Source organism: Cysteiniphilum sp. GTC20157, from assembly GCF_055396795.1.
The window spans coordinates 633,654-654,522 of sequence record NZ_AP044698.1 but is presented as its reverse complement, the minus strand read 5'-3'; the positions used below and the strand labels follow the sequence as shown (position 1 = coordinate 654,522).

The following is a 20,869-nucleotide window of genomic DNA, read 5'->3' as shown; positions in this document are numbered from 1 at the left end:
CATCGTACCCTGAGCGTAAGTCAAAGCGATGCACTGAGCATCAGTCGAAGTGGGTAGCTTAGGAGAATCACACTTCATAGAGGCTTCGACTTACGCTCAGCCAGTGCTTATACAATCAAAGTGGGTTGCAATATTGTCATCACCCTATTTGCAACCTTACTCCCAGCAAGCAATTGGCGTGCGTGTAATGGTTCCACCACTGGCGACTAGTCTTAAATTAGGGCAATCACCACTATCTGCCGTTTGTGATCCTGTAGGCGTAGCGGTAATGGTATAACCGCTACTTGTGACACTGGTTAAGCTCATATCATAAAAACCTCTTGTTGAGGTCGTTCCTGACCACACATTAGTCAGTGTTGCGGTATAAGTGCCTGAGCTTAATGCCCATGCTTCTTCATTCATTGCAATTAGATTGATTGAGCTTACTGCATCGGCTCGATGCGCCCTTAGTACATAATTGCTATACATCGGAATGGCAATGGCTGCTAACACTGCAATCACCGCCACGACGATTAATAATTCTATCAATGAAAAACCTTGTGTTTTAGCATTTCTGTTTGTTTTTTCAAGACTCATTTTCATACTCGCTATCCATATTTATGTTTACAGTATAGAAGACTTTCAAATATCAACCGACAAAATTTTAAGGATATTTAAATCTAGCGCTTGACAGCCTTTTAAAACCTCCCTAGAATGCAGCTTCAGTTTCGGGGCTATAGCTCAGCTGGGAGAGCGCTTGCATGGCATGCAAGAGGTCAGCGGTTCGATCCCGCTTAGCTCCACCAGTAAACTGATATGACACAAGTTTGTGTCCCCATCGTCTAGAGGCCTAGGACACCGCCCTTTCACGGCGGCAACAGGGGTTCGAATCCCCTTGGGGACGCCATCATTAAAACCGCGTTGAGCGGTTTTTTTGTTTCTACACTCAGACATTTTCACGCTTAAAAAATTTTTTAAAATCCTATATGCCCATTATAAATCGCTTTGCGGTGTTTAATGGTTTGTGATGGGTATATCTATGCTATACTTCGCAGCATTATGGATAAACATGAGTAGCATATGGGTAAAGAACTCGTTCCTAAAAAAAACACCTTACCAATACCAGCACTTTCTGATACGGATGGCTTAGATAGCTACATCCGTTTTGCCAGCAGTATCCCGATGCTTTCCGAAGAAGAAGAAAAAGAACTAGCACATCGCTTACGCCAACAAAATGATATTGATGCGGCACAAAAGCTGATTCTTTCACACTTACGTTTTGTCGTTAAGGTCGCGCGTGGGTTTTCTGGTTACGGCTTACCAATTACTGATTTAATCCAAGAAGGTAATATTGGCTTAATGAAGGCAGTAAGACGATTTGACCCTGATGTCGGCGTGCGTCTTGTTTCCTTTGCCGTGCATTGGGTTAAGGCTGAAATGCATGACTATATTTTGAAGAACTGGCGTATTGTGAAAATTGCTACAACTAAAGCACAACGCAAACTGTTCTTTAATTTGAGAAGTAGCAAAGAACGCTTAGGCTGGTTTAGTGATGAAGAAATCCAAAGTGTCGCCAAAGAGCTTGGTGTTAAGCCTGAAACCGTCCTTGAAATGGAAAAACGCATGAACGCCTATGATATGGCGTTTGATGCACCGGTTGAAGAATCAGGAGATGAATCAAGTTTTCATCCGGCTTTATACTTGGAGGATCAATCAAGGAATCCTGAACAAGCAGCTGTTGAAGATGACTATGAAGAAAAAGTTCAAGGTAAATTACAAGAAGCGATTGATAAGCTTGATGCGCGCAGCAAAGATATCATCTTATCGCGCTGGTTTGCTGAAGACAAACTCACCCTTCACGATTTAGCAGCAAAGCATGACGTGTCTGCTGAGCGCATTCGTCAAATTGAAGAGCTGGCAATGGATAAGCTCAAACGTGCTATTGCGCGCGTCTAGATCACTTCTCTGTGGTTGTTAATGCTGCCATACCATCGGCTTTAGTTAAGCTAAAACTTATGATTAACGCTCCCAACCAAAGCACTAGCATCGCATAAAAGCTATAGCGATCTATCCGACGAATCGCCACCATCGATGAATCTGACACGTCACTACCCTCTCCAACATAAAACCCGCTTCAAGTCTATGCGAATACTATGCCTGTATCAAATGAAATATATTCAACCTTAGTTTAAATTTTTCTACGCCTATAAAGCCAAAAAACCCAATACCTTTTGATCAGCTTCCACTACTGCCATAAAATGATTTCCATGTTTAAACTAGACAACTATAAGATGCTATCAATGTTTTGAGTAAATAAAAAGCGTGCTACATCCCAAAAATTGACGAGATAAATATCTGTAAACAAATAAGTACAAGTAATATCAGCATTGGCGAGAAGTCCATGCCACTTTGTGTTGGCGGGATAATTCTGCGTGCTTTTCTAAGCAATGGTTCAGTTAATTGATGCAATGCCATCAAAGCCGGGTTATATGAACCTTGTGCAAACCAGCTGGCAATCGAGCGAATAAAGATCAAGATAATATACATCCAGATCACCGTCAGAATGAGCTTTATCACTGCAACAAACCAAATAATTGACCATGGGATATAAAAGCTTTTTGCACTTAGCATTTGTATTAAAATAATTTGCAGCAATAGCACAACGTACGCCAAAACAAGCGCGGCAAAATCCACACCAAAGAAACCAGGAATAATACGACGCAATGGTTTCAACAAAGGATTGGTCACACGAATAATCAACTGACAAAATGGATTATAAAAATCAGCCTTTACCCATTGTAAAAAGAATCTAAGCAGTACCGCATAAGCAAATAGGCTAAAGATAATTTCTATTAAGAAAAGTCCTACATTATTGACGGCATTAATCATACTTTATCCTTTTTTTCATTATGTGTTAACGCATTACCAAACTGGCTTGCCAGCTCTTGTGAGCGTGAGAGGTTCTCTTTGATCGCTTTTGCAATACTCTCTTTAAACCCTGTTTCTGAGAAAGCTTTTAATGCCGCCGCAGTGACCCCTCCTTTTGAAGTGACATTTTGACGCAAGTTTGACAAGGTCTGCGTACTTTCTAGCGCCATTTTACTTGCACCAAAGGCGGTTTGCGTCACGAGCAATGCGGCTTGTTTTTCACTTAATCCTAGTGATACTGCCACATCAATCATATGCTCCATCATCAGGAAAAAATACGCAGGTCCTGAGCCTGAAATCGCCGTTGTGACATCAATTAAGTTCTCATGATCAACCCACGTAATCACACCAACTTTACGCATAATTTGCTCAGCCATTTCTTTTTGTTGGCGCGAGACATAATTATTGGCAAATAACGCGCTCGCACCACAACCGATAAGACTTGGCGTATTTGGCATCGCCCGCACAATCGCATAATCACCGACAAGCCAATGCGCAATTTGTACCAAGGTAATACCTGCTGCAATCGATATAAACAAAGGTTTATTCTGCTTATGCAATGCCGTTTTAACCGTAAACATCAGCTCTTTTAATGATTGTGGTTTAACGCATAGCATAATAATATCGGCATTTTTCACTGCATCCTCGACACTTTGCGTTGTATTGACACGAAACAACTGATTAAGCATATCCAATTTTTCTTGGTTGCGATCAACCACCGTAATTGATTGACCAGAAACACCATCACTCACTAACCCAGCGATAATGCTTCTTGCCATATTACCACCACCTAAAAAGCAAATTTGAGCATTAACCATTATTAAATCCTTTTTAAAATTTTCATGTAAGGCATTGTTTCAAATTGGTTCTTTAAACTCAAGACTTTGTAACCACTTCACTGATCTTTTCGCGTAACAGCGACACCAAACTTGCTAATCACAACCGAACCAATAACGGCAATAATTCCGCCAATGACGGAAAGAATACTTGGAATTTCAGATAAGAAGATAGCCGCTAAAATTAAGGTAAATATGGGCATAAGATACAAAGCGCTCGATGCCGCTGCAGCCTTGATATGTTTAAAGGCGTACCCCCATAATAAATAAGCAATCGCTCCAGGGAAAACACCCATATAAATAATGGTTAAGACGTGTGACATATCCGAATGTATGACTGAGTTTATTGCCTCAGGCGCAAAAATCATTAACATCAAAGTGCCTAGCCACATACAGTAACACACGACTTCAATCGGGTGGTAGCGCGCTAGAAACTTCTTTTGAAAGCATGAGTAAATCGCACCTGAGCAGGTCGCACCATAGACTAATAGCACACCAGAAAATCCGGCGCTATTGTGACTTCCCAAGAGTATCACCAGCACACCAAACAAACTGATCACAAACCCCAAGACACCATAGCGATTGATGCGCTCTTTAAACAAAATCATGGCTAAAACAGTGACAATAATCGGCAATTGCGCAACGATAAAATTTGCCAAACCAGCACTTACCGTTTTCTCACCTTCATTTAATAAAAGGTTATAAGAGAAAAAGCCAAAAAAACCAAGAATAGCGAATAGCATCAAGTCTTTAAGCCGTGGCAGTTTTTTATTTTTGATCAGACAAAATGGAATCAATGCTGCAACCGATGCCACAAAATAGCGTGATAACGCCAAGCCACCTGCTGAAAACGCTTCCATCACATAACGAATACCGACAAACGCAGACGCCCATAAAACAACGGTTATGATCAGTGCTATCAATGCCTTTTTCTCGTTGGTCATACTTTCTCTTCTCTTAATTTGATGCGATATACTAACTTAATCACCTCAACACTGACTAGCAATTTACTCCATTTGCTTAGTTTTTTATTTGCTATTAAACTACGCGCAATTTACTAAACAGGACTCACTAAACACATGAAAGAAATTGTCTTTGCATCAAGTAATAAGGGAAAAATCAAAGAAGTCAGTGCGATATTATCGCCCTTGGGCTTTAAAGTCATTCCACAAACAGCGTTTAATGTCCCCGATGCTGACGAAACCGGTTTAAGCTTCGTTGAAAACGCCATTTTAAAAGCGCGACACTGTGCGCAATTTACGGGACTCCCCGCTCTTGCCGATGACTCTGGTCTATGCGTTGATGCCTTAAGAGGTGCACCTGGGATTTATTCAGCACGTTTCTCTGGTGGGCATGGTAATGATGAGGCAAATATCGATAAGCTGCTTTCTGATATGCAAAATGTCACGGATAACAAACGTCAAGCCCATTTTCAATGCGTCTTAGCACTTGTAATGCATGAGCATGATCCAATGCCTGTCATTGCTGAAGGACGTGTTGATGGCAGTATCACCCATGCGCGCCGTGGAGATAATGGTTTTGGTTATAATCCTGTTTTTTTATTGCCTGAATATCAGCAAACGATGGCTGAAGTATCTAATGAGGTTAAAAATAGTGTGAGTCATCGCGCTCGCGCGTTGGCAAAACTCAAAGAGAAACTCCACTGCCTTTTGTAGAAAAACATGATACTTCAAGATGATTTTCTTGATACTTTACATTACACTAAAGCGCAATATTAATTGATAGTCGATGGGTTATATTGAAGATGAGTGATAATAAAAAAAATGAACAAAACGAAATAACAGACAACCAAGAAAATAAAAAAAATAACAACGATCAAGGTAATGGCTTACCTGCGAATGAAAATAGTCAGACCAAGCAACCTGACACCTTGTTTGAATTTCCTTGCCGATTTCCAATCAAAATCATGGCAAATCCGCAAAAAGAAGTTGCTGAGTTTGTCCTTAACACTTTAGAAAAATACATCGAAAATCCTGAGAAAATTGAATTCACCACACGCGAAAGCAAAACCGGTAAATACATCTCTATTACCGCAATCTTTGAAGCAACAAGCAAAGAGCAGCTTGATAATATTTATCAAGCACTAAGTGGACATCCTGAGATTCACATGGTGCTTTAACAGATGTCAATCGCCATTAAAAATTTGGGATTACAGGACTACGAGTCAGTTTATCGATCAATGGTTGAGTTTACACAATCACGCACTAAGGACACTCAAGACCAAATCTGGCTTGTTGAACACCCACCGGTTTTCACCCAAGGTCGTCACGGCAAGCCTGAGCATATTATAAACCCTAAAAACATTCCAGTTATTCAAAGTGATCGTGGCGGTCAAGTCACCTATCACGGACCAGGACAAGCCGTTATTTACTTTTTATTTGACCTTAAACGTCTTAATTTAGGCGTTAAAGATTTTGTTTGCACGATTGAGAAATCATGCATGCACTTACTAAAAACCTATGGTATCAGCAGTCATACCATTGAGAATGCACCAGGCATTTATGTTGATCAGGCTAAAATTGCATCACTTGGTTTACGTGTTAAAAAAGGGCTAACCTATCATGGTCTTGCCATTAATGTAAATATGGGTCTAACACCGTTTAACTATATCAACCCTTGTGGTTATCAAGGCTTGAAAATGACACAAGTTCACGCGCACAACTCTAAAATCAGCATTACTGATGTATTGAATGATTATGCCAATATATTGACTCAAAAGTTAGATAACCCGATTTTCAGTTAGACCGATCATGAGATTATTGTCATAATAACCAAAGACTCATTTGACACACATAGGCTATGCAACTAAAACCTAAAAAACTACTCCTTAACACCAAGCAACCCTTTGGCTTGTGGTTTTTGTTGTTAACCTCGCTTCTTTATAGCATGGGCACAACGGCTATAACAGTGCATTTTTCTGGCTATATTCATAGCATTGCTGATAGTACACAGGAGGGGTTAACCTCTGATATTTTAGCCATCAACTTTAATCTTGTGACGAATCTCTTTTTATATAGTGCAGCCGGATTAATCGGTGGCATTCTAGGTTATATGATCGGTCATCGCCGCTCAGTAATTATCGGTATGCTTTATTCATTTGTCGCCCTTATCCTGTTATCACTTAATAACTTATCCTTAATTGGCTTTTCCGCCTATGTTATTGGTGTCGGACTCGTTATTCCCAATCTATTCACTACATTAAGCTTTCTTTATACTCAAGATGACCCAAGACGCCACGCGGGTTTTACCTTGATGTATATGACCACTGTGCTTGGTGCTGCATTATCGTTATCGATTAGTGGCACATTGCAACACTTAAGTTATCAGCACTGGTTTATGATTATGGCCATAGTTACCCTATTTGCTGTGCTTATTTTCTTAGCCGGTGGTATTTATCTTAATCGCAATATTGGTTTGATTGATGGTGTTGAAGCAAAATATACACCATCGACCTATAGTGTTTTGTTTATTTTGATCGTACTTTCCTCGGTAACTGATTTTTTACTGCATTATCAGCGCGTATTGCAAGTGCTTATTATTGCCATAGCACTTATAGCGATTAGCATCATGCTTATCTATGCTTATCTTGAAAAAGATGAGACTCAACGCAAGCGCAACCGCTTGCTTCTTATTCTATTAGCCCTTAGCGTATTTTTCTGGCTTGCTGATAAGAGCATTATTACTATTTTCCTTAACTATCTCACTCTTTTTAACCGCGATTATGGTTTCTTTAACGCTAAGAGTTTATCGGCTGATTTCTTTTTTGAAGCTAATATTGCTTTAGTACTAATTATTGGCTTTGTCTCAGCAGTACTGTGGAATAAAAATAAACACACGCAACATATGAAGCGCTTGATTCGCTTATTTAGTTTGGCTACTTTTTTTATGGCGTTGGCATGTGGTTTGTTATTTTTCAGCTTTTTCTCGCAATCTTTAAATCACTTTGCAATGACGGGAAACTACTTATTACTTATCACTTTAATGTTAAACTCTGTTGCTAAAGTATTGTTATTACCTTTGTATTACGCAATGGTTGGTAAATTCTCACCGCGCAAGTATGAATCTATCGTTATGGGATTTTTCTTTATCATTACCGCGGCAATTGGCGTATTTGTTTACTCTCTTAATCAAAATATTCTCAATTCGCAACTTCTAACAAGTACTTATCAATCATTATCTTATCTTTATGGCACGCTGTTAGTCGCTGGCCTGCTATGCGCTTGCTTTGCCTACCTATTAGCAAAATTCATGCACTATCATAAAAAAAATGTCTAAATTTAAGCCATTGACTATTGTTTTTTCAGCGACTCTCCCCATATACTTACCAGTAATTTTGGCTTTATCATTTAAATATAATATGGAGAGAATATGAACGATCGTTTTAACTATCAACAAAACGCACGCGTGATTGATGCTCGTGGCAGCTCAGTCATTCAAACCAACAAAGTGTTGCGTAACACTTATTTACTGTTGTCACTAACCCTTTTGTTTAGCGCTTTAACAGCCGGCTGGTCAATGATGGTGGCAGCGCCTCCTATTAACCCCTTTATTACGTTAATCGTCTACTTTGCTTTACTATTTGGCGTCCAAGCAACACGCAATAGCCCAATGGGGTTAGTGCTGACTTTTGCATTAACGGGCTTTCTGGGTTGGACGTTAGGACCCATTTTGAACTTCTATATTACAACGTTTAGTAACGGCTCAGAGCTTATCATGATGTCTTTAGGCGCAACAGGCGCAATATTCTTAGGGCTTTCAGCAATCGCCTTAAATCCAAAACGTGATTTCTCAAGATTAGGCTCTTTCCTTGGCATAGGTGCACTGATTGCATTAGTTGCTATTGTGGTTAACTTATTCTTACAAATGCCGGCATTGTACTTAGCACTTTCTGTTATTATCGCCTTTATTTCAGGCGGCTTCATTCTATGGCAAACCAACCAGATCGTACGCGGTGGTGAGACAAACTACATTGTTGCAACCGTAACTATTTATGTTTCAATCCTAAATATTTTCTTAACTATTCTACAATTTTTAGGTATGTTCTCAGGGAATCGTAACTAATCTAAAACGGCTGTGATATGCCAGATAAATTGAGCACTTGCGCCACTATAACTAAAGCACCCAATACTAAAGGATAAAGATTAACTGCATCTTTTCTGTTTTCTTTATCTAAATAAATCGGCGTAAATACAAAAATCACTACCGCAAAAATAGCCGCATATTGTAAGGCTAAGATAAAGCCTTTGGGATAAAAAACCGTAAATATAAATGGCGGGATAAAGGTCAATAAAAAGCCAACTATTTTATTTAACTCAATATTAAATCGTCTAAACGTGTCCCTGATATAATGATAAAGCGACAAGCCAACACAAATAAATGAAGTAATAATTGAAATATTCACAAATACCGATAAGAAGGTATTAATACTCGCACTTTGGGTGGCTTCTTTTATCTCATTCATCAATGCTGTTAAGGTATTTCCATCTTTAAAGATGGTCTCATAACTGTGCAACCCTTGTTGTGGCAATATAGCCAAACAGACAATAAGCCAGATGATATAAATGATGAGGACAGCAATGCTGCCGATAAACACACTGCGCTTGACTGCTTGAACGTCACCCTTTTGATACTCATACAATACGGGAATGATGTTCTGAAAACCAAAAGAAGGTAAAAGTGTTGGCCACGCAAACACTAAAGCATAGAAAGATAATGGCATATCAAGCATATTTGCCCATTTTAAAGCAAACAGCATACTAATCACGCAGAGCACATAAAATACAAGTTTAACCGACACAAATGAGCGATTAACATAGTCACTTAAGCGCGTACTTAAAATGACAAGTCCAAAAATCAAGATAAAGACAATCGCATCAACACTGACTGTTGGCACTTGTGCTTGTGACACCAAATTCACCAATGACGCGCCTTGTGTGGTATAGGCTGCCATTAATGCATAGAGCAAAAGCAGATAAACTAATGTGAAAATCACTTGCAGGCTCTTTGGCATTTCCTCTTTGATCAATGAGGTGAAGTTCACTCCCAATGGCTGATGCGCGCAGACTTTGATTAATCTTAATCCTGTTAAATACATCACTGACCATGAAATAATAATTAATACTATCGATACCCACAAGCCACAAGCTGCCGTAATTAACGGCAATGATAACATCCCCGCACCAATTGTTGTCCCGACCACTAAAAACGCACCACCAAGCGATCTTGTCATTTGCTTTCTCCATTAAATGCACCAAAATCGTAACGATACAACAGTACAGATAAAAAGTATATTTAATCATCGCTCAAAAAATAATTATTTTAGTAATCTTTAATATTTTCTTAATATGAAACTCATAACATTGTCAATTGCGACCAACGTTTCGCTAATAATAAGAATTAACAACCAAACAAACAAAAGGAATACATTATGACTAAGAAAATTACACAGATCACATTAGCTTTAGTTGGTATTATGGGAATGTCACTTACGGCATTTGCAAGCACGCCAAGCATAACTGCCAGCAATACAGGGTACACAAAAGCAACAAAGCATCACAAAGAAGCCAAGCATAATACACATCAGCATACGAGCAAATCACATGCATCCACAACTAAAAAGACTCATTCAACAACTTCATCACTTTATCATGCCTAAATAAAAATTGTACTTCTCTAGATTATCTGCCAGTATGCTGCCATGAGTTTACAATCTATATCAACATGCACTCTCAGAAGAATTGTTTCAAAAAGCGTTTATATCTGTGGGTAATACTTTCAACCTTAAGCCTTCTAAGCTTTGTTTTTTTGCTTTTCCAAGGTTTACCCATTAACACCAATATGCTCGCGCTATTACCAGGTGCCAAAGATACCAATAGTATCGAGAAGATCGCTGATAATTTTGCCAACACAATGGGCAAAAAGATTGTTATTTTGGTTGGCAATCCCGATCAAGATAAAGCATTGCAAGCTTCGAATGTTTTTAGTCATAGACTTCAACAATCTGATTACTTTTCCAGTGTGACTAATGGCGTAAGCACTAATGAACAAGAAGCATGGGCAAGTTTTTATTTCCCCTATCGCTTATCCTTATTATCGGATAAAGATCATACATTGATAACGCAACATCAATTTAACACCATTAGTCAACAGGCTTTGTTTAACCTCTATAGTCCCATCGGCATTAGTAATTCTAAGCTCTTGCAAAATGATCCTTTTTCTCTTTTTCAGCACTTTATCTTAGCTTTGCCCAAACCATCTAATAAGCTTGATTTGTATAAAAATCACCTGATGACCGAAGATAATGGCATCTGGTATAGTATGATTAATGCCACCTTAAAGGAAGATAGTTTCTCCTTAAGCAATCAAAACAATATCACTCGCCTTTTAAGTAACATAAAACAAACGATTACAAACGACTATCCACAAAGTACTTTTTTGATGACGGGCATGCTGTTTTATGCCAAAACTGGCACAGATAGCGCGCGCCACGATGTTTCAATCATTGGTGTTGGCTCATTGATTGGCATTATTCTCTTAATGCTTATTAGTTTTCGTTCATTATCACCGTTGTTATTGACGCTATTCTCTAGTGCGATTGGCTTTGTTTTTGCCTTTATCGTAACGTACCTTATTTTTGGTAAGGTCTTTTTATTTACCCTTGTTTTTGGTGCCAGTCTAATTGGCATTTCAGTCGATTATGCCTTTTTCTACTATGCTGATCGATTGTATGGTGGCAAGCTATGGCAGTCAAGTTCTGGACTTAAGCGCATTTTCTCTGGCATTACTTTAGGTCTTTTAAACGTTATCATTGCTTATTTGATTATCGCCATTGCACCTTTTCCAGGATTACGCCAACTTGCCACCTTTGCCATTAGCGGTTTATTGATGTCATACCTGACGGTGGTATGTTTGTTTCCTTATCTGCTTAAACCACATAAACGAGCCTTTAATTCATTTATTTGTCGCATCGCCACACTTTATCTTAAGCTTTGGCAAAACTTAAGTATCAAAAAAATTATGATCATCTACATGATCCTTGCGATTATCGCCGCCATTGGCATCTCTAAACTGCATAGCAATGATGATATTCGCATTTTAGAAGCGACACCCAAAGCACTAAAAGCCAATGAACAGCAATTAAAATCGATTATTGGCAGCGATGTCAGCACTGATTTTATTGTTGTCACAGGCAATACACCTGAAGATGTCATCAGTCATGAGCATATATTGATTAACCAAATTAAAGCGCAAAACCCAACTATCCCGCAACCAGTTATCTCGATTAGCCAATATCTGCCAAGCATTGATAGCCAACAACAGAATTACACACTTGTGCGCGAGAACCTCTTACAAAATCGATTAAGCGACTTCCTAAACCAAATCGGTGTTGATAGCAAAGAAATTAAGCGTATTGAAAAGAACTTACGTAATATTCCTTTTAAACCACTGACTGTTCACGATTGGTTAAGCTCACCCGTATCACACAACTTACAATTTTTATGGATGGGAAAAACTCAAACTTCAAGACATTCTGAGGCACAATTTACTTCCATTGTTTTGTTATCACAAAAACTAAATATGGACGATATCAAGATGATCTGCTCCAATTTTTCCTATACAAGCTTTATTAACAAGGCAGATGAAATCTCACATGTCTTTAAAACCTATCGTCAATATATTAGTTATCTCCTAGTTATCGTATTCGTGGCACTATTTTTACTATTATTGTTACGCTATAGAAGTCTTAAAAAAGCGATTTGCTATTTTGTACCACCAACGATGGCAACCTTACTAAGCCTTGCCGTGTTTGGCATATTTAACGTCCCAGTTACACTCTTTAGCATTCTGGCATTAATTCTAGTGCTGGGCATTGCCGTTGATTATGTATTGTTTTTTGCTGAAACCAAGTCAAGCCTGCATAGCACAATGCTAGCAGTGACACTCTCAGCGATTACAACGATACTTTCCTTTGGACTATTAGCTTTTAGCCAAACACCCGTTATCCACTACTTTGGGTTAGCTGTATTTGTTGGCATTGCCAGTGCATTTTTATTGTCGCCCTTAGCTTCTAATCGAGTGATGTATAAATAAGTTGCATCATCTAGTACCTTTCCCCTTGTGCGATTGCTCGTGCAGCTTAGGCTGCACGGTTGAGAGGGGCAGATCACTCACAAAGGCTAAAGGGCAACACTGAAAGTTCATGGACATATCCTTGTTTTTTTTATATGATGCGCATCAGTGACTTTTTGTAGTCTAATTGACCAATTTAAATGAGTTCAAATAACCAAAATTTAAAAGTAGATCTATTATTATGATGTTTTATCCTCAAGAGTTTGATGTTATCGTTGTTGGTGGCGGTCATGCTGGAACAGAAGCGGCAGCGGCAGCGGCACGCATGGGTGCCAACACCCTACTCTTAACACACAATATCGACACCCTAGGACAAATGTCATGCAACCCTGCCATAGGTGGCATTGGTAAAGGTCATTTGGTGAAAGAGATCGATGCCTTAGGTGGCATTATGGCAAAAGCGATTGATAAGGCAGGCATTCAATTTCGCACACTCAATGCCAGAAAAGGACCTGCAGTACGCGCAACACGCGCGCAAGCTGATCGTACACTTTACAAAATCGCTGTACGAAATGCACTAGAGAACCAAGAGAACTTATTAATATTCCAACAAGGTGTTGATGATCTCTTAATCGAGAATGATCGCGTCACTGGTGTTGTCACGCAAATGGGGTTAAGCTTTCGCGCCAAAACAGTTGTTTTAACGGTTGGTACGTTTCTAGCAGGCAAAATTCATATCGGTTTTAATCATTATCAAGGCGGTCGTGCCGGTGATCAACCGGCTAATGCTTTAGCGCAGAAACTGCGTGCACTTCCCTTTGATGTCGCACGTTTAAAAACAGGCACCCCGCCACGCATTGATAAACGTAGCGTCAACTTTGCCGCAATGGGTGTTCAACCTGGCGATGACCCAACACCTTGTTTTTCATTTTTTAATGAAGCGCACGAGCACCCACTGCAAGTGCCGTGTCATATTACTTACACCAACCTTAAAACCCATGAAATCATTCTTAAAAATCTAGATCGCTCGGCGATGTATGGTGGCATGATTGATGGCATTGGACCACGTTATTGCCCATCGATTGAAGATAAGATTGTGCGATTTGCGGATAAAGATCGCCATCAGATATTTGTTGAGCCTGAAGGATTAGATAGCATTGAGCTTTACCCTAATGGCATGTCAACCTCTTTACCATTTGATGTGCAACTGCAGTTTATTCGTAGCATTGAAGGTTTTGAAAACGCTTACATCACGCGCCCTGGTTACGCTATTGAGTATGATTTCTTTGATCCACGTGGATTATATCCAAGCTTAGAAACCAAACACGTTGAAAATCTATTTTTTGCTGGACAAATCAATGGTACAACAGGCTATGAAGAAGCCGCTGCCCAAGGTCTTATTGCCGGCTTAAACGCAACCCTTAAATCACAAGGCAAACCAACTTGGTCACCCAAGCGCAATGAAGCATATATTGGTGTACTCATCGATGATTTAATTACCAAAGGCACACAAGAGCCTTATCGCATGTTTACCTCACGTGCGGAATATCGATTGATTCTAAGAGAGGATAATGCCGATGCGCGACTATGTCCCAAAGCGATAGAGCTTCGACTGTTAAACAATAAAGATAAAGAAGCATATCTTGCCAAAGCAGCCTTAATATCCAGTGAAACTTCACGCTTAAAATCTACGTGGGTTGCACCCAAAAGCGTTAAAGCCGAAAAATTAAAGTCATTGCTTGGCAAAGCCATGAGTAAAGAAAGCAGCCTTTTTGACTTATTAAAGCGTCCTGAGGTCGATTATCAAAGCCTTGCTAATCTTGCTGATATCGCAGAGCTTGGTGAGTTTATCGATCACACACAAGCCATTGAGCAAATTGAAATCTCTGCCAAATATGCAGGATATATCGAGCGTCAAAATGAAGAGATTTTGGCTAATCAAACCCTTGGAAATGCACAAATCCCTCAGGAGTTTGACTATAGCAAAGTTTCAGGGCTTTCTAACGAAGTTCGTCAAAAGCTTATGACACAACGCCCATCAAGCCTAGGTGAAGCTTCACGCATACAAGGGGTAACACCGGCTGCTATTTCCTTATTGACTATTTACATGAAAAAGTTAGGCTTTCTTAAGAAGCAAAATAAGATTAATGACTAAGGGGCCTTTGATGATACTGAAAAAAACAACGCCTTTATTTAAAACATTGCTTTTGATTGTGTTGAGTGTTGTGATGAGCGCATGCGCGACCACTGCAAAGTATCGTGCCATTCTAGATCAATGGCGTGGTCAAAAAATTGATACTTTTGTACAGATGTGGGGATATCCAAATAAAACATTGAAGCTTGATAATAACCAAACAGCCTATGTTTATAGTGATCGCCAAATTGTCAGCACACCCATTACACAAATGCCAACGAACATTACTACGGTGCAAAATGGCAATAACACCACGGTGATCTCGACACCTGGTACGATTGTCGGTGGTCAGACGTATTCATTATCGTGCACAACATGGATTGTCTTTGACAACAAAACGAGAAAAATTGTCAACACCACATTCCGTGGCAATAACTGTGTTTCTTATTAAGTGAATATATTAAAACACACTATAACTTATGAATTTTAATAAGTAGCTATGCAAATATTATCAGGTGTTTTTTGGGACTCTCGGATCAAGTCCGAGAATGGCCATGAGTTGTTATATTCTGGCTTGACTCGAATATCCATGATTACTAACAACCTATTGCTTAACTTTAGACTAACCTAAACTGAAAAGGATAAAAAAGAGACCATGACTGATATTTTTTGTGAAAAACTGAAACAACAAGGCACTGCCATGCAATATGCACCCATTCCAGGAGCGCTTGGACAACGCATTTTAAAGTCGATCTCACAGGAGGCTTGGAGCAAATGGCTTGATCATCAGACGATTTTAATCAATGAATATCGTCTTAACCTTATGGAGCCTGAAGCTAAGAAATTCTTAATGACTGAAATGGAAAAATTTCTATTTGGCGAAGGTTCTGAAAAGCCTGATGCTTTCTCTACACCTGAATAATCACCGCACACAGCATAAAAACGAGTACTATGCTATATAGCAATGTTGTATAAATTAATGATATCTTTAGGGTAGTCACTAACCGTCCATGGCAGTATCGCACTGGTTCCTTAGTGCCATCGTGGCTCAAGATGACAAATCAGAGGATGACATTGCAAGGATGGATGCGTGGCAATCCATTTTTCAGGTATGGTTAATTTAACTTCGTTGCAAAGCCTGTATTTATACGCTACTTCTTAAGGTAGTGCCATTAATGCATAAATAATTTGTATTAAGCTAGTCTTAGCCATCTTTTCTTTGCAAGTTAACCCATTCAGCAATCGCATAAATGGGCGTACCCAAAAAGAATAAGATCATACCATAGTAAACAACTTCTTGCCCTGAGCCTAATATGGTCCAGAATGAATAAGCGCATGCAAGTACGGCAATAATAATGGACATTTGCCAGAATGGACTATCTTTATCTTGTTGCTTGATCACTAAGATATTCGATATCGTCGTATAAAAATATGGCACCAATGCAGTTAACACCGCCATCAGAATAATTAATTCAAATTGTTCAACCAAGGCTTTTGACATCGTCAGTAATAGCAAAAGCGTCATTAGCACACCAGATAAGACCAAGCTAAAGCTTGGCGCACCATAGCGATTTTCTTTAGCAAAAATCTTAGGGAAGAGATTAGTCTCAGCAATAGATTTTGACACAACTGCTGTCACCATCACCCAGCCATTTAGTGTACCTAAACAAGCAATCACTGCTGCAATTGCGATAAATACACCACCGGCTTGACCAATAATTTCTGTCGCTGCTAGAGCAAATGGCGCATTCGAGTTTGCAAGCTCTGCCGCTGGCACCATACCCATAATCACTGTAGAGCTGGCGATATAAATAAATGCCGCAATCAATGTACCTGTTAATGTCGCCAATGGGATGGTTTTTTGTGGGTTTTTCACTTTGCTTGCTGTCACTGCTGCAGACTCCAAACCAATAAATGCCCAAAGGGTCAATGAAGCAGCAGCACTTAATGCACTTAAACTTGAGCTATCGCTGCGATTAAACTCAAGATAATACTCTGGGTGGATATACCAAATACCCGCAAAGATAATAAACAATAGCGGAATTGTTTTACCAATCATTGATAGCAATTGTAGCCAACCCACAATACGCGCACCAAACATATTAAAGAAAGTAATGATCCAAATAATGCCAATCGCTGTAATTGCGGTCATTAACTTATCCGACAAAATCGGGAAAAAGAAACTCAAATATCCCACCATTGCCAAAGAGATTGCGCAGTTTCCTACCCACAATGACACCCAATAGCCAAAACCACTTTGGAAGCCTAGAAAGTTACCCATCCCGACGCGCACATAAGTGTAAGGTCCGCCATCAACCTTGGGTATCAGGCGACTAAAACTGCAAAAAACAAGTGCCAACAATACCGAGCCAATTGCCGTGAAAATCCATGCCAAAATACTAATTGAACCAAACTTTGCCAGACCTGATGGCAATAAAAATATCCCCGAACCAACCATATTGCCAGAGACTAGCGCCACTAACATCCAAAAGCTCATATATTGATTTTTTATAACTTTTACATTATGCATTAAAGCATTCCTCTAGCGTTTTATATTCTCTACTCAATAATAATCAAAATAAATACCATAGTATAAGCAACTATTAAAGTCGCCTTTTGTTAACAGCAGTTACCATGACAGGTTTTACCCCCAATGAGCAGACACAAAATCATACGATTTCAGATAATTAAAAAGTACGCATAAAAAAAGGGTGCGCTGCCAACAGCACACCCTTTAATTCAACTAGCGCTTACTAAATTAAGCTGCTAATGCTGATTTTGCTTTTTCAACTAATTGCGCAAATGCATCTTTGTTGAATACTGCTAATTCAGCTAACACCTTACGATCAAGCTCGATGTTCGCTTTTTTCAAGCCATTAATAAATAGGCTATAGCTTAAGTCGTGCTGACGAGCTGCGGCATTTATGCGCACAATCCAAAGCGCTCTGAACTGTCTTTTTCTCTGCTTACGGTCACGATATGCGTATTGACCGGCTTTGATAACCGCTTGCTTAGCAACACGATACACACGCGAGCGCGCACCATAATAGCCTTTGGCTTGTTTTAAAATCTTCTTATGACGACGACGTGCTTCCACGCCTCTTTTTACTCTAGGCATAATCTACTCCACTTTAAAAAATTGTTACTAACACTTATGCATACGGCATTTGTTGATTCAAACTTGGTACGTCTACTTTAGCAACTTGAGACATACCACGTAAATGACGCTTACGCTTAGTTGTCATCTTCGTGTTAATGTGAGCGCGGTTCGCTGAACGATGCTTAAAACCACCCTTACCTGTTCTTTTAAAGCGCTTAGCAGCACCTCTGTTTGTTTTTATTTTTGGCATAATATACTCCGCATTTTACCATTTTTATGACATGTTCAAGCTTGCACTTGGCATGTGTTTATTTTTTCTTAGGTCCTAAGACCATAACCATTTGGCGACCTTCCATTTTCGGTCGGTGCTCAACCACGCCGTATTCATCTAAGTCGGCTTCCAAGCGTTTAAGCATATCAACACCTAATTCTTGATGCGCCATCTCACGACCTCTAAAACGAACAGTGATCTTGACTTTATCGCCACCTTCAAGGAACTTTATCAGGTTGCGTAGTTTTACCTGATAGTCCCCAATATCAGTACCAGGACGAATTTTAATTTCCTTGACCTGCATCTGCTTTTGCTTCTTTTTTGCAGCGGCTTTCTTCTTGCCTTGTTCAAACAAGAATTTGCCATAATCCATGATACGACACACTGGTGGTGCTGCCTGAGAGGCAATTTCCACCAAATCCATACCATGTTCTTCTGCCTGTGTTAACGCTTGTCTTAACGACACAACGCCAATTTGCTCTCCTTCCGGCCCGATTAAACGAACCTCTTTCGCCCTAATACTTTCATTAATCGGCGTTTTCTGGTCTGCTTTGTTAATAACTCAAACTCCTAATTTAGGTTTTCTAGGTCTCTCAACTTACTCGACCTTTTTTCTCAATTTCTGACAACAAAAGCTCAGCAAGTGCATCAATCGTCAACGCACCTAGATCGCTACCATCTTGCTTTCTGACGGTGATTTGACCCAAAGACTGCTCTTTTTCTCCAGCAATCGCCATAAATGGCACTCGTGCTAAAGTGTGCTCGCGGATTTTAAACCCTATTTTTTCATTTCTCAAGTCAATTTGTGTACGAATACCAAGTTTTCTTAATTTTTGCTCAACTTCTTTAAGATATTGATCTTGTTTATTACTAATTCCCGTTAATACCACCTGCACCGGTGACAACCATACAGGCAATTTACCTGCATAATGCTCAATCAATACACCAATAAATCGCTCAAGTGAACCAACAATCGCACGATGCAACATCACCGGCACTTGCTTTTCACTATTTTCATCAATAAATGTCGCCCCCAAGCGCATTGGCATGGACAAATCTAGCTGAATCGTGCCACACTGCCAACTGCGCCCTATCGCATCCTTTAAATGAAATTCAATTTTAGGACCATAAAATGCACCCTCTCCAGGCAAATAATCAAAAGCCACCTTTTGATTATGAAGCGCATCTGCTAAGGCTTTTTCTGATTTATCCCAAATCTCATCGGAGCCGACGCGATTCTCAGGACGAAGCGCAAGTTTGACATCAAAATCGGTAAAGCCAAAATCGCGATAAACTTCAAAGCATTGTTCAACCATTAGTGCCACTTCAGCTTCGATTTGTGCCTCTGTACAGAAGATATGCCCATCATCTTGCGTAAAGCTTCTGACACGTAACAAACCATGCAAAGCACCTGATGCTTCATTTCTATGAACAACACCAAACTCTGCCATGCGAATTGGTAAGTCGCGATAGCTATGCAAATGATGATTATAAACTTGAACGCAAGTCGGGCAATTCATCGGACGAATCGCATACTCACGATTCTCAGAATGTGTCATAAACATATTCTCAGCATATTTTGCCGCATGCCCTGACTTCTCCCACATCGAGATATCTGCAATCAATGGCGTTCTAATCTCAGTGCAACCATATTTCTCATTGGAGGCACGCATATAATCTTCAACAACACGCCAAATGGCAGTGCCCTTTGGATGCCAAAAAGCGATCCCTGGGGACTCTTCTTGAAAGTGATATAGATCAAGCGCCTTACCGATCTTACGATGATCACGCTTTTCCGCTTCCTCAAGACGCGTTAAGTATTCTTTAAGCTGCTTTTTATCCGCCCAACACGTACCATAAATACGTGTTAACATCTCATTTTTTGAGTCACCACGCCAATAAGCGCCAGCTACACGCATCAGCTTAAAGGCTTTAAGGTAAGAAGTATTGGGCACATGTGGTCCACGACACAAATCAGTAAAGTCACCTTGTGAATACAAACTTAACACTTCATCTTGTGGTAGATCAGCAATAATTTCTGCCTTGTACTTTTCACCAATGGCTTCAAAATAAGTAATCGCATCATCACGTGATTTAACGGCACGTGTCACATCTTCCGCCTGTGCCGCTAACTCGTACATGCGCTTTTCGATTTTCTCTAAATCTTCAGGTGTAAACGCACGTTCATAAGCAAAGTCATAATAAAAACCATCCTCAATCACAGGCCCAATCGTCACCTGAGCATTAGGATAAAGCTGTTTCACCGCTTGCGCCAACAAGTGCGCGCAGGAGTGGCGTAGAATCTCTAAGCCTTTATCATCCTTTGCCGTAATCAATTTCACGGTTGCATCATGCTCTACAATAAAACTTGTATCTACTTCTTTGCCATTGACAATACCAGCCAGGGTAGCTTTTGCTAAACCCTGCCCAATATCCAAGGCAACGTTATATACGGAAATAGGTTTCTCAAACGCACGCTGCGACCCGTCCGGCAAGGTAATTACAGGCATTATTCACTCCAGATGTTATTA

General features: G+C 39.8%; 22 protein-coding genes and 2 tRNA genes. 13 read left to right on the top strand and 11 right to left on the bottom strand.

Translation table 11 applies throughout. The features are described 5' to 3' along the window. Window positions 1-156: 156 nt before the first annotated feature. The gene (locus tag ACZ5V8_RS03030; protein ID WP_440617450.1) at window positions 157-582 is read right to left on the bottom strand and encodes a type IV pilin protein; all 426 of its coding nucleotides are present in this window, start codon (window positions 580-582) and stop codon (window positions 157-159) included. Window positions 583-709: 127 nt separating this feature from the next. On the opposite strand from ACZ5V8_RS03030, the gene ACZ5V8_RS03025 reads away from it, so the two are divergent. From ACZ5V8_RS03025 to rpoH, 3 genes are all read left to right on the top strand, one after another. Further along, window positions 710-785: transfer RNA gene (locus ACZ5V8_RS03025), tRNA-Ala, on the top strand. Window positions 786-810: 25 nt separating this feature from the next. After that, a tRNA-Glu gene (locus tag ACZ5V8_RS03020) sits at window positions 811-886 on the top strand. A 173-nt stretch (window positions 887-1,059) separates the two neighbouring features. Beyond that, window positions 1,060-1,935: an RNA polymerase sigma factor RpoH gene (gene rpoH / locus ACZ5V8_RS03015; RefSeq protein ID WP_464218291.1), complete on the top strand. Its 876-nt coding sequence runs from the start codon at window positions 1,060-1,062 to the stop codon at window positions 1,933-1,935. 1 nt (window position 1,936) lies between these two features. On the opposite strand, the gene ACZ5V8_RS03010 is transcribed toward rpoH, so the two are convergent. The 4 genes from ACZ5V8_RS03010 to ACZ5V8_RS02995 all read right to left on the bottom strand — a co-directional run bounded on the left by ACZ5V8_RS03010 (window position 1,937) and on the right by ACZ5V8_RS02995 (window position 4,687). Next, window positions 1,937-2,083, bottom strand: a complete 147-nt coding sequence (locus ACZ5V8_RS03010) for a hypothetical protein (protein WP_464218290.1) — start codon at window positions 2,081-2,083, stop codon at window positions 1,937-1,939. Window positions 2,084-2,304: 221 nt separating this feature from the next. After that, window positions 2,305-2,868: a YggT family protein gene (locus ACZ5V8_RS03005; RefSeq protein ID WP_464218289.1), complete on the bottom strand. Its 564-nt coding sequence runs from the start codon at window positions 2,866-2,868 to the stop codon at window positions 2,305-2,307. Further along, a complete protein-coding gene (proC, locus tag ACZ5V8_RS03000; protein ID WP_464218288.1) occupies window positions 2,865-3,725 on the bottom strand; it encodes a pyrroline-5-carboxylate reductase in 861 nt (286 codons plus the stop codon). The genes ACZ5V8_RS03005 and proC overlap by 4 nt, the downstream gene beginning before the upstream one ends. Window positions 3,726-3,802: 77 nt before the next feature. Continuing rightward, window positions 3,803-4,687, bottom strand: a complete 885-nt coding sequence (locus tag ACZ5V8_RS02995; RefSeq protein WP_464218287.1) for a DMT family transporter — start codon at window positions 4,685-4,687, stop codon at window positions 3,803-3,805. A 135-nt stretch (window positions 4,688-4,822) separates the two neighbouring features. Here ACZ5V8_RS02995 and ACZ5V8_RS02990 point away from each other — a divergent pair, with 135 nt between their 5' ends. The 5 genes from ACZ5V8_RS02990 to ACZ5V8_RS02970 all read left to right on the top strand — a co-directional run bounded on the left by ACZ5V8_RS02990 (window position 4,823) and on the right by ACZ5V8_RS02970 (window position 8,825). Continuing rightward, window positions 4,823-5,419, top strand: a complete 597-nt coding sequence (locus ACZ5V8_RS02990) for an XTP/dITP diphosphatase (RefSeq protein ID WP_464218286.1) — start codon at window positions 4,823-4,825, stop codon at window positions 5,417-5,419. Between the two features lie 215 nt (window positions 5,420-5,634). Continuing rightward, window positions 5,635-5,883 carry an HP0495 family protein gene (locus ACZ5V8_RS02985; RefSeq protein ID WP_440617480.1) on the top strand — a complete coding sequence of 83 codons (249 nt, stop codon included), beginning with the start codon at window positions 5,635-5,637 and terminating at the stop codon, window positions 5,881-5,883. Between the two features lie 3 nt (window positions 5,884-5,886). Beyond that, window positions 5,887-6,507, top strand: a complete 621-nt coding sequence (gene lipB / locus ACZ5V8_RS02980; protein ID WP_464218285.1) for a lipoyl(octanoyl) transferase LipB — start codon at window positions 5,887-5,889, stop codon at window positions 6,505-6,507. A 56-nt stretch (window positions 6,508-6,563) separates the two neighbouring features. Beyond that, entirely contained in the window at window positions 6,564-8,039 is a 1,476-nt protein-coding gene (locus tag ACZ5V8_RS02975) for a hypothetical protein (RefSeq protein ID WP_464218284.1), read from the top strand. A 93-nt stretch (window positions 8,040-8,132) separates the two neighbouring features. After that, window positions 8,133-8,825 (top strand): Bax inhibitor-1/YccA family protein, encoded by a 693-nt coding sequence (locus ACZ5V8_RS02970; protein ID WP_464218283.1) that lies wholly within the window; start codon window positions 8,133-8,135, stop codon window positions 8,823-8,825. Window position 8,826: 1 nt separating this feature from the next. Here the strand turns inward: ACZ5V8_RS02970 and ACZ5V8_RS02965 are convergent, their stop codons facing one another. Further along, complete coding sequence (locus ACZ5V8_RS02965) at window positions 8,827-9,993, bottom strand: amino acid permease (protein ID WP_464218282.1); 1,167 nt, start codon at window positions 9,991-9,993, stop codon at window positions 8,827-8,829. 198 nt (window positions 9,994-10,191) lie between these two features. On the opposite strand from ACZ5V8_RS02965, the gene ACZ5V8_RS02960 reads away from it, so the two are divergent. The 5 genes from ACZ5V8_RS02960 to ACZ5V8_RS02940 all read left to right on the top strand — a co-directional run bounded on the left by ACZ5V8_RS02960 (window position 10,192) and on the right by ACZ5V8_RS02940 (window position 15,889). Beyond that, window positions 10,192-10,419 carry a hypothetical protein gene (locus ACZ5V8_RS02960; protein ID WP_464218281.1) on the top strand — a complete coding sequence of 76 codons (228 nt, stop codon included), beginning with the start codon at window positions 10,192-10,194 and terminating at the stop codon, window positions 10,417-10,419. Between the two features lie 65 nt (window positions 10,420-10,484). Beyond that, window positions 10,485-12,854, top strand: coding sequence for an MMPL family transporter (locus ACZ5V8_RS02955; RefSeq protein WP_464218280.1), 2,370 nt, complete (start codon window positions 10,485-10,487; stop codon window positions 12,852-12,854). A 223-nt stretch (window positions 12,855-13,077) separates the two neighbouring features. Then, entirely contained in the window at window positions 13,078-14,988 is a 1,911-nt protein-coding gene (gene mnmG / locus ACZ5V8_RS02950; protein ID WP_464218707.1) for a tRNA uridine-5-carboxymethylaminomethyl(34) synthesis enzyme MnmG, read from the top strand. A 10-nt stretch (window positions 14,989-14,998) separates the two neighbouring features. After that, a complete protein-coding gene (locus tag ACZ5V8_RS02945; RefSeq protein ID WP_464218279.1) occupies window positions 14,999-15,418 on the top strand; it encodes a hypothetical protein in 420 nt (139 codons plus the stop codon). A 204-nt stretch (window positions 15,419-15,622) separates the two neighbouring features. After that, window positions 15,623-15,889 carry an oxidative damage protection protein gene (locus ACZ5V8_RS02940; RefSeq protein WP_464218278.1) on the top strand — a complete coding sequence of 89 codons (267 nt, stop codon included), beginning with the start codon at window positions 15,623-15,625 and terminating at the stop codon, window positions 15,887-15,889. Window positions 15,890-16,171: 282 nt separating this feature from the next. Here the strand turns inward: ACZ5V8_RS02940 and ACZ5V8_RS02935 are convergent, their stop codons facing one another. The 5 genes from ACZ5V8_RS02935 to thrS all read right to left on the bottom strand — a co-directional run bounded on the left by ACZ5V8_RS02935 (window position 16,172) and on the right by thrS (window position 20,848). Further along, window positions 16,172-17,497, bottom strand: a complete 1,326-nt coding sequence (locus tag ACZ5V8_RS02935; RefSeq protein ID WP_464218277.1) for an amino acid permease — start codon at window positions 17,495-17,497, stop codon at window positions 16,172-16,174. Window positions 17,498-17,725: 228 nt separating this feature from the next. After that, window positions 17,726-18,085, bottom strand: a complete 360-nt coding sequence (gene rplT, locus ACZ5V8_RS02930) for a 50S ribosomal protein L20 (RefSeq protein WP_117003271.1) — start codon at window positions 18,083-18,085, stop codon at window positions 17,726-17,728. Window positions 18,086-18,119: 34 nt separating this feature from the next. After that, on the bottom strand, window positions 18,120-18,317 hold the full coding sequence (gene rpmI, locus ACZ5V8_RS02925; protein WP_119328653.1) for a 50S ribosomal protein L35: 198 nt from the start codon (window positions 18,315-18,317) through the stop codon (window positions 18,120-18,122). 58 nt (window positions 18,318-18,375) lie between these two features. Then, complete coding sequence (gene infC, locus ACZ5V8_RS02920) at window positions 18,376-18,897, bottom strand: translation initiation factor IF-3 (RefSeq protein ID WP_464218706.1); 522 nt, start codon at window positions 18,895-18,897, stop codon at window positions 18,376-18,378. 34 nt (window positions 18,898-18,931) lie between these two features. After that, complete coding sequence (thrS, locus tag ACZ5V8_RS02915) at window positions 18,932-20,848, bottom strand: threonine--tRNA ligase (protein WP_464218276.1); 1,917 nt, start codon at window positions 20,846-20,848, stop codon at window positions 18,932-18,934. Window positions 20,849-20,869: the final 21 nt, after the last annotated feature.

Excerpts from the sequence above, each read along its gene's own strand:
- ACZ5V8_RS02935 (WP_464218277.1), bottom strand. The coding sequence starts at position 17,497 with ATGCATAATGTAAAAGTTATAAAAAATCAATATATGAGCTTTTGGATG.
- ACZ5V8_RS02955 (WP_464218280.1), top strand. The coding sequence starts at position 10,485 with ATGCACTCTCAGAAGAATTGTTTCAAAAAGCGTTTATATCTGTGGGTA.
- ACZ5V8_RS02940 (WP_464218278.1), top strand. The coding sequence starts at position 15,623 with ATGACTGATATTTTTTGTGAAAAACTGAAACAACAAGGCACTGCCATG.
- thrS (WP_464218276.1), bottom strand. The coding sequence starts at position 20,848 with ATGCCTGTAATTACCTTGCCGGACGGGTCGCAGCGTGCGTTTGAGAAA.
- ACZ5V8_RS02995 (WP_464218287.1), bottom strand. The coding sequence starts at position 4,687 with ATGACCAACGAGAAAAAGGCATTGATAGCACTGATCATAACCGTTGTT.
- proC (WP_464218288.1), bottom strand. The coding sequence starts at position 3,725 with ATGGTTAATGCTCAAATTTGCTTTTTAGGTGGTGGTAATATGGCAAGA.
- ACZ5V8_RS03005 (WP_464218289.1), bottom strand. The coding sequence starts at position 2,868 with ATGATTAATGCCGTCAATAATGTAGGACTTTTCTTAATAGAAATTATC.
- lipB (WP_464218285.1), top strand. The coding sequence starts at position 5,887 with ATGTCAATCGCCATTAAAAATTTGGGATTACAGGACTACGAGTCAGTT.
- ACZ5V8_RS02960 (WP_464218281.1), top strand. The coding sequence starts at position 10,192 with ATGACTAAGAAAATTACACAGATCACATTAGCTTTAGTTGGTATTATG.
- ACZ5V8_RS02945 (WP_464218279.1), top strand. The coding sequence starts at position 14,999 with ATGATACTGAAAAAAACAACGCCTTTATTTAAAACATTGCTTTTGATT.
- mnmG (WP_464218707.1), top strand. The coding sequence starts at position 13,078 with ATGTTTTATCCTCAAGAGTTTGATGTTATCGTTGTTGGTGGCGGTCAT.
- ACZ5V8_RS02970 (WP_464218283.1), top strand. The coding sequence starts at position 8,133 with ATGAACGATCGTTTTAACTATCAACAAAACGCACGCGTGATTGATGCT.
- rplT (WP_117003271.1), bottom strand. The coding sequence starts at position 18,085 with ATGCCTAGAGTAAAAAGAGGCGTGGAAGCACGTCGTCGTCATAAGAAG.
- ACZ5V8_RS02965 (WP_464218282.1), bottom strand. The coding sequence starts at position 9,993 with ATGACAAGATCGCTTGGTGGTGCGTTTTTAGTGGTCGGGACAACAATT.
- ACZ5V8_RS02975 (WP_464218284.1), top strand. The coding sequence starts at position 6,564 with ATGCAACTAAAACCTAAAAAACTACTCCTTAACACCAAGCAACCCTTT.
- ACZ5V8_RS03030 (WP_440617450.1), bottom strand. The coding sequence starts at position 582 with ATGAAAATGAGTCTTGAAAAAACAAACAGAAATGCTAAAACACAAGGT.
- rpoH (WP_464218291.1), top strand. The coding sequence starts at position 1,060 with ATGGGTAAAGAACTCGTTCCTAAAAAAAACACCTTACCAATACCAGCA.
- ACZ5V8_RS02990 (WP_464218286.1), top strand. The coding sequence starts at position 4,823 with ATGAAAGAAATTGTCTTTGCATCAAGTAATAAGGGAAAAATCAAAGAA.
- rpmI (WP_119328653.1), bottom strand. The coding sequence starts at position 18,317 with ATGCCAAAAATAAAAACAAACAGAGGTGCTGCTAAGCGCTTTAAAAGA.